General features: G+C 46.7%; 9 protein-coding genes. 6 read left to right on the forward strand and 3 right to left on the reverse strand.

Annotation, left to right across the window (positions count from 1 at the left end; genetic code table 11):
- Window positions 1-105 precede the first annotated feature (105 nt).
- Both AC3D28_RS00310 and AC3D28_RS00315 read left to right on the forward strand, forming a co-directional pair.
- A complete protein-coding gene (locus AC3D28_RS00310) occupies window positions 106-1,788 on the forward strand; it encodes a chitinase (RefSeq protein WP_488535179.1) in 1,683 nt (560 codons plus the stop codon).
- 180 nt (window positions 1,789-1,968) lie between these two features.
- A complete protein-coding gene (locus tag AC3D28_RS00315; RefSeq protein ID WP_098416370.1) occupies window positions 1,969-2,562 on the forward strand; it encodes an acetate uptake transporter in 594 nt (197 codons plus the stop codon).
- A 95-nt stretch (window positions 2,563-2,657) separates the two neighbouring features.
- Here the strand turns inward: AC3D28_RS00315 and AC3D28_RS00320 are convergent, their stop codons facing one another.
- Window positions 2,658-4,205 carry an alanine/glycine:cation symporter family protein gene (locus tag AC3D28_RS00320; RefSeq protein ID WP_098416369.1) on the reverse strand — a complete coding sequence of 516 codons (1,548 nt, stop codon included), beginning with the start codon at window positions 4,203-4,205 and terminating at the stop codon, window positions 2,658-2,660.
- 306 nt (window positions 4,206-4,511) lie between these two features.
- Entirely contained in the window at window positions 4,512-5,768 is a 1,257-nt protein-coding gene (locus AC3D28_RS00325; RefSeq protein WP_488535180.1) for a D-amino acid dehydrogenase, read from the reverse strand.
- Window positions 5,769-5,875: 107 nt separating this feature from the next.
- Here AC3D28_RS00325 and AC3D28_RS00330 point away from each other — a divergent pair, with 107 nt between their 5' ends.
- The 4 genes from AC3D28_RS00330 (at window position 5,876) to AC3D28_RS00345 (ending at window position 10,575) form a co-directional block, all read left to right on the forward strand.
- Window positions 5,876-6,787, forward strand: a complete 912-nt coding sequence (locus AC3D28_RS00330; RefSeq protein WP_488535181.1) for a LysR substrate-binding domain-containing protein — start codon at window positions 5,876-5,878, stop codon at window positions 6,785-6,787.
- A gap of 153 nt (window positions 6,788-6,940) precedes the next feature.
- Window positions 6,941-8,209: an O-acetylhomoserine aminocarboxypropyltransferase/cysteine synthase family protein gene (locus tag AC3D28_RS00335; protein WP_488535182.1), complete on the forward strand. Its 1,269-nt coding sequence runs from the start codon at window positions 6,941-6,943 to the stop codon at window positions 8,207-8,209.
- Window positions 8,210-8,404: 195 nt separating this feature from the next.
- Window positions 8,405-9,736 (forward strand): aspartate aminotransferase family protein, encoded by a 1,332-nt coding sequence (locus tag AC3D28_RS00340; protein WP_488535183.1) that lies wholly within the window; start codon window positions 8,405-8,407, stop codon window positions 9,734-9,736.
- The gene (locus AC3D28_RS00345; RefSeq protein WP_488535184.1) at window positions 9,727-10,575 is read left to right on the forward strand and encodes a beta-keto acid cleavage family enzyme; all 849 of its coding nucleotides are present in this window, start codon (window positions 9,727-9,729) and stop codon (window positions 10,573-10,575) included. The genes AC3D28_RS00340 and AC3D28_RS00345 overlap by 10 nt, the downstream gene beginning before the upstream one ends.
- Window positions 10,576-10,619: 44 nt before the next feature.
- On the opposite strand, the gene AC3D28_RS00350 is transcribed toward AC3D28_RS00345, so the two are convergent.
- Window positions 10,620-11,987, reverse strand: coding sequence for a Na+/H+ antiporter NhaC family protein (locus tag AC3D28_RS00350; protein WP_488536025.1), 1,368 nt, complete (start codon window positions 11,985-11,987; stop codon window positions 10,620-10,622).
- Window positions 11,988-12,053 lie beyond the last annotated feature (66 nt).

Consider the following 12,053-nt stretch of genomic DNA (forward strand, 5'->3'; position numbering starts at 1 on the left):
CTCATTTTGTCTCGCAGAATGAGCCCACTCCGCACAGTGTTTTGTGCATATGATCCACTATGTGTCTAGCTATCCCTTATATATCGTCAATACTGGAGACTAGACATGTTTGCACTCAAACATCTTCCTATTGCATTAAGTTGTGTCCTAGCGGCGCAAGCGAACGCAAGTATGAATATCCAACCTGATCCGCAAAACCCAAATGGCTACGTCATTGTTCGTGGTGATATTCAGGTTGCAGAGCAGAGTAAGACCTCTGATCCTATGTATGCGACTTGGTCACAAGCCCTAGAAACGCGGCCCAATTCTGTGGTTGAGGCCATTTTTCCAAGTGCGGTAACCAACCCAATAAACGTTAAACGTGTTGAGCGTGTGTTCCCTGAGGGAGAATGGAACTTCCTTACCCAAATGGCGGCACCAGAATACACTTATACGCGTTTCCTACGAGCAATCGGTAAGTTCCCAGCATTTTGTGGCGAGTATACCGATGGGCGCGATTCTGATGCGATTTGTAAAAAGTCGATCGTGACGGCGTTTGCTCACTTTGCTCAGGAAACCGGTGGTCATATTTCGATTGATAACGTCTCGGACAACCCACTTGGTTTGGAGGAGTGGCAACAAGCGTTGGTTCATGTACGTGAAATGGGCTGGTCAGAAGGTCAAGAGGGTTACACCACCGGTTGTGGCCAGAACGATTGGCAGAACAAGCGTTGGCCGTGTGAGCCAGGACAGGGTTATTTTGGGCGTGGTGCTAAACAACTGTCTTACCACTTTAACTATGGCGCGTTTTCTGAAGTGATGTTTGATGGCGATGCGTCTGTATTGCTGAAAAACCCAGGATTGGTTGCGGATTCATGGTTGAACTTGGCGTCGGCAATTTGGTTTTTCCTAACCCCACAAGCGCCTAAACCAGCAATGCTCCATGTGATTGACCGTACTTGGGTTCCTTCACAACGTGAACTTGATGCAGGCATTGGCTACGGCTTCGGAACCACAATTAACGTGATCAATGGTGGCATTGAATGTGGTGAGCAAAACAAAGATAAAGGTCAGCCTGTTAACCGTATCCGTTATTGGGAAGGTTTGGCAGCACACTACCAAATCCCAATCGAAGCCGATGAAACGAACACCTGTTGGCAGCAAACGCCTTACGGCAGCCTAAACCTAAATGGTGCGACAGACGTTCTGTACACGAACTGGGATGGTAACTGGAAGTACTATTCAGATCGCCCAGGCGGCCACTCGTTTGAATGTGAACTGGTTGGTTTCCAAACGGCATACTCGGCGCTGGTGGCTGGGGATTACGAAAAGTGTGTGACTAACTTCTACCAATCTCATGCAGGGTGGCCAGAAGTTCGCGTGGTTGATAAGTTAGCCCCAGTTGATCCGGTCGATCCACCGGTAGGAGGGGTGGCAGCTTGGGATATTGGCAAAGTGTATAACACTGGTGACCAAGTCTCTTATCAAGGTGCGGTTTACGAAGCGAAATGGTGGTCTCAAGGTAATGAGCCAACACAGGGGGACCCGTGGAAACTGGTTTCTGGTGTGCCTAGCGAGCCGCCTACAACGGAACCAGAGCCGCCAATCACTGAACCTGAGCCACCGGTAACCAAGCCAGAGCCACCAGTGACAGGCAACTTTATTCAGTGGGAACTGGGGGCGACTCAAGTGGCAAACGGAGAAAAAGTCACATACCAAGGCAAATGCTTTATTGCTAAAAACGGTCCAGGCGTGTGGGAGACGCCAACGCAGAGCAATTGGTTCTGGGATGAGATCGCTTGCCAATGACTGAGCGATAAGTAGCCTAACTCTCTATTAAGACTCTGCTTTTCTAGCGGGGTCTTTTTTACGCTGAAAGATGATTATTTATGGAATCTAAGTTTCCAATAATGGGTTTTCTCTTTTGCTGGGAGGTCCATTAAAATTCGCGCGCATTTTTTATCAATTTTTTTGAAAAGGTATTTGTACATGTCGACAAAACTGGCTAACCCTGCACCGCTAGGTCTAATGGGTTTCGGTATGACCACTATTCTGCTGAATATCCATAACGCGGGATTTTTCCCAATTGACTCGATGATTCTAGCGATGGGCATCTTTTACGGTGGCCTTAGCCAAGTAATCGTTGGCATCATGTGCTTTAAGCGCGGTGATACTTTCGGTACTACAGCGTTTAGTTCTTACGGTCTATTTTGGCTAACACTGGTTGGTTTAATCGTGATGCCATACATGGGCCTACCTGCAAGCCCTGCAAGTTTTATGGGATGGTATCTAGCACTATGGGGAATTTTCACTGGTTTCATGTTTATTGGCTCTCTGTGCTACCCAACCGCAAAACAAGTAGTATTTGGTTCTCTGACTATCTTGTTCTTTTTGCTTGCAGCGCGTGATTTCACTGGTAGTGAAGTGATCGGGACTATCGCAGGTTTCGAAGGCATCTTCTGTGGTGCTAGTGCGATTTACTTCGCAATGGCGCAAGTACTAAACAACGAGTTTGGTCGTGTTGTTCTACCCGTAGGTAAAGCAAAAGTCGCGCGTAAAGTTGAAGTCGTAGCGACAGCTTAATACGGAATAAATAACAAAAAGGGGATTAACCTATGGTTAATCCCCTTTTTTATACCCCAACAGGGCCACTGCTTTTTCTTATTGTTAAGGTAGTGCTAGGTTGACGGTTGTTCTATCGTATCCGTTGTACCGCTGTCTGCCGTTGGCGCTTTGCCGGTTTTACGCGTGTATTTCTCTTCCCAGTAATCCGCGCCTTTGATGCCCAGAGCAACAGGGTTAAAGGTAAAGTCGGTCACACCGCGTTTTTGTTGTTCTTCATAATCGCTCAGTGCTTTTAGTGCTGGCTTAGACATGAAGAAGATGATCAGGATACCGACAATGTTCAACCATGCCATTAAACCAACGCCGACGTCACCCATTGCCCAAGCTAAGTTAGCCGTTTTTACCGTTCCATAGAATACCGATGAAATGATCACCACTTTTAGAATGAACATCAATCCATTGACTTTGAACGTACGACGAATGTAAGCAATGTTGGTTTCTGCAATATAGTAGTACGCCAAAATCGTCGTAAAGGCGAAGAAGAACAGAGCGATTGCGATGAATGGTTTACCGACACTCGGTAGAGCACTTTCAATTGCCATTTGTGTAAACACAGGGCCATTTGCACCAATATCCGCAGGTAAGTTCTGCACGAGGAAGGTGCCTTCTATCGCACCATTTACGTTGTATGCACCAGTGATAAGAATCATAAATGCCGTTGCTGAACATACAAGTAATGTATCGATGTAGATAGAGAAAGACTGAACAAGACCTTGTTGAGCAGGGTGGTCTACACTTGCTGCGGCTGCTGCGTGCGGGCCTGTACCTTGGCCGGCTTCGTTAGAGTAAACCCCACGTTTTACCCCCCAACCGATGGCCGCACCAAAACCTGCCATCGGTGTGAACGCGTCACCGAGGATCATGCCGAAGATGCGTGGAACTTCACCGATATTAAGAAGAATAATGACAAATGCCGTGATGATGTAAGCCAGAGCCATGAATGGCACAACGATTTGAGTAAAGCTGGCAATACGTTTTACACCACCAAAGATGATGAAAGCGAGAATAATACAGACAACCGTACCAGTGAAAATTTTAGCAAAACTGAAAGTACCAATAGCGGTTTCAATCATGTCACCGGAACCAAATGCAGCTTCTACCGCGTTGCCGATACTGTTCGACTGAACGCCCGGCAGTAGAACCCCACATGCAAAGATGGTTGCGATAGCAAAGATCCAAGCGTACCATTTTTGACCCATCGCTTTTTCAATGTAATAAGCAGGGCCACCACGGAATTCGCCTTCGTCTTCTTCTTTATAAATTTGTGCGAGAGTTGATTCTGCATAGGCAGTTGCTGCGCCAAAGAAGGCAACAACCCACATCCAAAATACGGCACCAGGGCCACCAAAACCGATGGCAGCGGCTACGCCGGCAATGTTACCTGTACCAACACGGCCAGATAATGAAACGGCCAGCGCCTGAAATGATGATATTCCCTTTGTTGAACTCTTTCCTGATAGCAACAAGCGCCACATTTCAAAGAAGTGACGAATTTGCACAAAACGAGTCATGATGGAATAGAATAAGCCTGCCCCAAGGCACAAGTAGATCAGAGCTGGACTCCAGATAATTCCATTCAAAAAATCAACTAATGACTGCATGAGTATTTTCCCTGTTAGTTGTGTTTATGGTTGTTTTTCACCCAAAACATTACCCTTTATGTAATGCAATTGTTAACTTTTTTGGCTAAAAATCCTTGGTATCGTGATGATGAACACAGAATAACTAGATGTTGTTAAAATTTGGTTCCTACTGCTTATTCGTCATTTTTAAGTCGTAAGATTTGTGTTTGATTAAATATGCAGCACGGTTTCATTGAAGTGTGCTGCCGTTTAGGTGAGTTAAAAATGCCAATTGTTATGCGCTTTGTGGAGTAATTAACTGTTGCTTTTGGTTCAATTTCGCGTTTAAGCATAGCGGTACAAGTTGAGTGCAGCGTTATCCATTACTTTTATTTTTTCTCCTAGCATGATGCTTGCCAAAAGTTGACCTGAGCCACAAGCCATGGTCCATCCTAGTGTGCCGTGGCCAGTATTAGTAAAAAGGTTACTGTAAGGGGTGGCACCGATGATAGGAGTGCCGTCGGGCGTCATTGGTCTAAATCCACTCCAAAACTCTGCTTGGTTGAAGTCTCCGCCGCGAGGGAAAAGATCACGGATAACCATTTCGATGGTGTCTTTTCTCTTTTGTGGGAGAGAAGCGTCGAATCCGGCGAGCTCTGCTGTCCCTGCTACACGAATTCTGTCATCAAAGCGGGTCATGGCGACTTTATAGGTCTCATCCATCACCGTGGAACGAGGAGCCCATTGTGCGTCTTTGAGAGGAATGGTGAGTGAATATCCTTTAACAGGATAAACCGGGATATCAATCTCGAGCTGTTTGAGTAGTGGCGTAGAATAGCTGCCAGAGGCGATAACAAATTGGTCTGCTTTGAATAACCCACGGTTCGTTTGGACACCTGTGACCTTTTTGCCTGCCGTAACCCAATTGCTCACTCCGGTATCGAACTCGAATCTGACGCCGTGGTTCTTTGCGAGCTCTGTTAGCTGTTGGCAAAACTGATAACAGTCCCCCGTTTCGTCATCGGGAAGATGCAAGCCGCCGACTAATTTGTCTTTCATTAGAGCCAGTCCAGGCTCTTGTCCAATGCAGCGTTCTACGTCCATCAGCTCAAATCGGGTTCCGCTCTGCTGCAGAAGCTGCACGTCTTTTTCTATCGCATCGAGTTGTTTAGGGGTGCGGAATAATTGCAGTGTCCCAAACTGGCGACCTTGATATTCAATGGCATGCTCTTGACGTAATTGTTCTAGGCACTGACGGCTGTGATTCGCAATGGAAAGCATGCGGGCTTTGTTAATCTGATAGCGCGGCAGGTTACAGTTCGCCACCATCTTACTTGCCCAACGGATCATCTCTGCATTGATAGACGGTTTGATTTTGAGTGGCGCGTGCTCTTCCATTAACCACTTGATGGCTTTAACAGGAATACCAGGTGCAGCCCAAGGGGAAGAATAGCCATAAGAGATTTGCCCTGCATTGGCGAAACTTGTTTCCATTGCGCTGCTGGGTTGGCGATCAATAACGGTGACTTGATAGCCTGCTTGAGATAAATACCAAGCAGAAGTTAAGCCGATAACGCCGCTGCCGACTACGATGACTTCCATTGATGTACTCCACACATTTATCAGTAGTGGTTAGTTTCTTTTCTTTACCTTTTGTTAACAATCGATATAAATTACATACAGCATTTAGAAAAACTATAGGCTTAAGGATGAGAGGTAATCGGATAAGTGGCTTATGGCTGTTTACTCAAGTGGCGGAGCATCAGACTTTTACTGGTGCTGCGAGGTTTTTACACCTTACGACCGGAGCGGTTAGTCAGCAAATTATTCAGTTAGAAGCGTCGTTAGGTTTTACTTTGTTTGAACGGCATTCTCGCGGTATTCGTTTAACCGCAAAAGGCGGTCAATTGCACCAAGCGACGCAGTTTCATTTTTCAGAGTTAAGTAAACTGCTTGATGAGTTGAAAGCTGAAAAGCACACCAATGAAATTCGTTTAAAGCTCACCCCTTCTTTCGCTTTCAAATGGTTGGTTCCGAAATTAGAGAGTTTTCATCACGATAATCCAGATATCCAAGTACAAATTTTTGCGGAAGGGGCCTTGGTAAATAGTGAACGAAAAGACTATGACGTCGCTATTGACTACGGGCTTCATCCATACCGAGACTGCAATGCAGAATTGATCCTCGATGAACAATTGCTGCCCGTGATGAGCCCAAAATACCTTGAGGATCATCTGTGGCTAAAAGCCCCTTTGAATGGTCAAAAAGGGTTAATGTCGTCAGAGCAGTGGCAGAAGGCGACGTTACTCCACGATGCGATGCCGTGGGAAAAAGCGACGCGTGACTATGAGTGGTTGTATTGGGCATCCAATATGGGGGTAGACTTGAAAACCGATGTCGGACACTTTTTCAACCGAACCGATATGGCGATGTCAGCAGCAGAAGCAGGGGTTGGCATTGCGATGGCAAGACTGGCGCTCCTCGACGATGAGTTGACGACGCAGCGTTTGGTTTCACCATTTGAGCCGATTCCGGCCAATGCTGGGTATTATTTGATCATGAACACACGTACTCATGCTACGGAAACGTTTCGAACTTGGCTGTTGCAACAATTGGGCTAGCATTTTATCTCTCTGTGAGTTATCCCTGTGTTCTTGGCTGAGAAAAACGGCAATATAACGTGATACCTCAAATAACACTGGGATACGATCACTAGAGCACCTTAGTGTGATTTTAAGGTGTGAATTAAATTAGACAAACATGCAGGGAAGAACATGAAAGACGAAACGCTGTCGATCCATTACGGCTATGAAACGGATCCAACCACCAAATCTGTTGCTACTCCAATTTATCAAACGGTCGCTTATGAATTTGAGAACGCCCAACACGGCGCTGATCTCTTCAACCTCGAAGTTCCAGGGAATATTTATACTCGCATCATGAACCCCACTAATGATGTACTTGAAAAGCGCATGGCCGCTTTAGAGGGAGGCATCGCGGGGTTGGTCGTCAGCGCAGGGAGCGCTGCGATTAACTATGCGATCCTGACACTGGCGCAAGCAGGCGATAACATCGTCTCTACACCGCAGCTTTATGGTGGCACTTACACCTTGTTCGCTCACATGTTGCCAAATCAAGGCATTCAGGTGAAGTTTGCTAAAGACGATAAGCCAGAAAGCTTGGCGGAACTGATTGATGAGAATACCAAAGCGGTGTATTGCGAGAGCATTGGTAACCCTGCCGGGAATATCATTGATCTAGAACGCGTGGCCGAGCTTGCTCATGCGCAAGGTGTCCCTGTGATAGTGGATAATACCGTTGCAACACCAGTGTTGTGTAAACCGATTGAATTTGGCGCGGATATCGTGGTGCACTCGCTAACAAAATACGTTGGTGGCCACGGCACAACACTCGGCGGCGTGATAGTCGATTCTGGCAAGTTCCCTTGGGCGCTACACAAAGAACGCTTCCCAGTATTCAACCAACCCGAGCCTTCTTATCATGGGGTGGTGTATACCGAAGCGTTTGGTGAAGCCGCGTTTATCGGACGCGCACGAACCGTACCACTGCGTAATACTGGCTCGGCTTTATCACCAATGAACGCGTTTATGCTGATGCAAGGATTAGAAACGCTCTCGCTACGGATGGAGCGCCATACCGAGAACGCACTCAAAGTCGCTGAATTTTTGGAACAACATGACAAAGTGAGTTGGGTCAGCTACGCCGGATTACCAAGTTCAAAACACTTCCCGCTCGCAGAAAAATACATGAAATGTAAGCCTTCGGCGATTTTGTCGTTTGGTTTGAAAGACGGTTATGAAGCGGGGGTGCGTTTTTATGATGCACTAACAATATTTAAACGCTTGGTGAATATTGGTGATGCGAAGTCACTGGCTTGTCACCCAGCGTCGACGACCCATCGCCAGCTGAGTGAAGCGGAACAAAAGCAAGCTGGAGTGTCACCTGAGATGATCCGTTTATCCGTCGGTATTGAACATATCGATGATATTTTAGCGGATTTAGAGCAAGCGCTAAACGCGTAAAAAAAAACTGATATAACGCTTTTGGGTTCCCATAGGCCAGCCTAGTAAAAGGCTGGCCTTATTGTATTTTTAATGATTTATTTCTTTTGGGTTGTGGTATGACAAAAGCTCATATGGGGTGAGTTTTATTCTCTTGTTCTTGCTGCCTTTACTCCTGATGATGTGGATGAATGTTGAACAGAGGAAGGGACTCAGATGTCGAATGTCTTTCATCGTTATTGTCACAACACACTACCAACTATCGACTATGGTGAAGGGGTTTACCTGTTTGATAAGCAAGGTAAGCAGTATCTCGATGTTTGTGGCGGCGCTGCGGTATCAAACCTTGGTCATAGCCATCGAGCCGTTAAGCAAGCCATGTTGGATCAAATTGAGCGCGTGCCGTTTGCCCATACTGGCTTTTTTACTAGTGAGAGTAGTGAGCGATTGGCGGAGCTGATTTGTCAGCACATGTCACCGCAATTTAATCACGTTTATTTAGTAAGTGGTGGCTCGGAGGCTATGGAATCGGCATTAAAAATGGCGCGTCAGTATTTTGTGGAAGCCGGAAAACCAGAGAAAAATCAGTTTATTGCTCGGCGACAGAGTTATCACGGTAATACGCTCGGTGCTTTGGCGGTGGGAGGGAATGAGTGGCGACGTGAACCTTTCAAACCCATTTTAGCACCCAGCCATCATATCGCACCTTGTTACGCTTATCGTCATCAGCAGCATCATGAGTCAGAGTTGGAGTACTCACTGCGCGCGGCAAATGAGTTAGAAGCGAAAATTCTCGAGTTGGGTGCAGAGAAAGTTATGGCCTTTGTGGTGGAGCCTATTGTAGGGGCGACGGCAGGTGCGGTGCCGGCAACTCAAGGTTACCTTACCCGTATTCGTGAGATCTGCGATCAATATGAGGTGTTGCTTATCATGGACGAAGTGATGTGCGGCGTGGGTCGAAGTGGGCGTTTTTTTGCTTTTGAACAAGAAGGTGCGGAGCCAGACCTTGTCTGTTTGGCGAAAGGGCTCGGTGCGGGGTATCAACCTATCGGTGCCGTAGTCGTGAATGACAACGTTTACCAAGCGATTGAAACCGGCAGTGGTTTTTTCCAACATGGACATACCTTTATGGCGCATCCCGTCGCTTGCGCGGCAGCGGTGGCGACAATTGAAACCATTTTCCAAGAAGACTTATTAGCCTCGGTTAATCAACAAGGGGCTCTTTTGTACAATGAGTTAATGGCAGCGTTGTCTCACTTGCCGTATATCGGAGATATCCGTGGGAAAGGATTATTTTTAGGCATTGAGTTAGTCGCGGATAAAGAGACCAAAGCACCGTTAAACAAAGCAACATTGGCAGATAAACGCATCAAACAGCAAGCGATGAAAAATGGACTCATGTGCTATCCAATGGGCGGCACGATTGACGGGATAAACGGACATCATATTTTGCTTGCTCCCCCTTTCATTATCCAGCCGCAACAGATTGACGAGCTAGTGGACAAATTAGCAGATACGTTAAACGAGGTCGCAAAAACATGGACGTAGAAAGAACGTTTACGAGGGAGCCGATCGCGCTTATCGTTGCGCCAAACGGTGCAAGGAAGAGTAAACAAGATCACGTTAACTTACCGATGACAATTGACGAGTTAGTTGCTGAAGCGATAGCGTGCCAAACGGCAGGGGCTGCCATGATCCATCTGCATGCCAGAGACGCCAATGGATGCCATTCATTAGACATTGCAGAGAACATGGCGATATACCAAGCCGTGAAAGAAGCGGTAGGAGAGGCGATGCTCGTCCAGCTCACCACCGAAGCGGTCGGCATATATACCCGACAACAACAAATGGCAGTCGTTAAAGCACTGAGGCCGGAAGCGGCTTCTTTTGCTTTGAGGGAATTGATCCCTGATAGTGGGTACGAAAATGAAGGAAGCGCCTTTTTTTACTGGGTGGCAGAGCAAAACATCCTGAGTCAAATCATTCTCTACGATCAGGCTGATATTGAACGCTATTTCTCACTGCGTGAGCGAGGCGTATTACCAATACATAATCAGCATGCGTTGGTGGTGCTAGGTCGTTATCAGCACGCACAACAATCGTGTCCATGGGATTTAAGAGGCTTGAGTTTGGAGCGTTTTATGGAACAAAAGGTGCGATGTGCGGTTTGTGCTTTCGGTGCGAAAGAGCAAGATTGTTTGACCAGTGCGATGTTATTGGGGCTAGATGTTAGAGTCGGGTTTGAAAACAATCATAGTGATGCAAGCGGCAAGTTGGCTCGGAGCAATGCTGCGCAAGTTGAAGCGTTAAGTAAGATAAGTCAACATTTGAAGATTCCGTTACACAATGCCCACTCATGGCATAACGCCTTACAGGTCACGAGATAGAAATAGAAAAAGGCACCAATGGCGCCTTTTATTGTTTTTTTTCGTTAACTTTCTGGCTGTATTACCGACTGTCGCGCTGGGTGTGTAACGAATACGGCGATCACGGCTGTAATTGCCAATGCAAAACAGTAATAAGAGTTGGCAACCACTTCGAGTGGAGACAAATTAAATACTGAGCCGAGTAACAGTACTTGAGCACCGTATGGTAAAACACCTTGAACCACGCACGAAAAAATATCCAACAAACTTGCCGAGCGACGAGGAGAGATATTGTTCTCTTCTGCTAACTGACGCGCAACACTGCCCGATACAATGATAGCCACGGTATTGTTAGCCGTACAGCCATTAACCATCGAAACCAGACCAGCAATGCCCAATTCACTTGCACGGCTGTTTGCGTGCTTAGAGTGGCGAGAGCCAAATGTGTGGATCAGGTTGCTGATTAAATTGGTCAAAAATGCAAGGCCTCCTTGACGACGCATGAGTTCACTCAGGCCACCGATCAGCATCGAGAGTAGGAAAATCTCCTGCATATTACCAAAGCCGGTGTATACGTCTTGCGCTAAGTTTGTCAGTCCATAATCATCAATCGACGCTAAGCTCACACTACCAGCTAACAAAATACCGATAGACAGCACAACAAATACATTTACCCCAGATATCGCCAAAATCAAAATAGTCACGTATGGCAGCACTTTCAGCCATTCAATGGCGCCAGTCTCAGGTACTTGGGTTGCGGTACTGTTGAAAGCAAAAATAACAATAGCGACCATTGCCGCAGGCAAGGCAATACGAATGTTTTCTTTAAACTTGTCTTTCATCTCACAGCCCTGAGAGCGAGTCGACGCGATGGTCGTATCAGAGATAATCGACAGGTTGTCACCAAACATCGCCCCACTTAGTACGACACCAGCTGTTAATGGCAAGCTCATGCCAGCAGACTCTGCAATCCCCAAGGCTACAGGAGCGACGGCCGCAATGGTTCCCATTGAGGTTCCCATAGCGGTGGCGATGAAAGCCGAGATCAGAAAGACTCCCGGTAAGATCATGCTTGTAGGGATGGCAGATAAGCCGAGGTTTACCGTTGCATCTACGCCTCCAGAGGCTTTTGCCACGGCGGCAAATGCGCCAGCAAGCAAGTAAATCATACACATAGCAATAATATCTTGATGACCTACGCCACGCATAAAGTGTTCAATAGAGCGGTTGAGCTTATCTTTACTTAGAAGAAAGGCAACGATGATTGCAGGCAATACCGCGATTGGAGCGGGCAACTGATAGAACGCAAATTCAACGCCCTGAAGAGACAAGTATGTACCTACACCAATAAAAAGCGCAAGAAAGACAATAAGAGGGATCAGTGCTACCGCAGAAGGTGTGATTGTTTTAGCTGTGTGCTGGGAACCGGACATGTAAACGACAATATTAATAATAAGAGAGAAGAGCAGACTAATCTCACATTTATGCATTGTCAACGT

Source organism: Vibrio sp. TAP-3B (assembly GCF_057784735.1).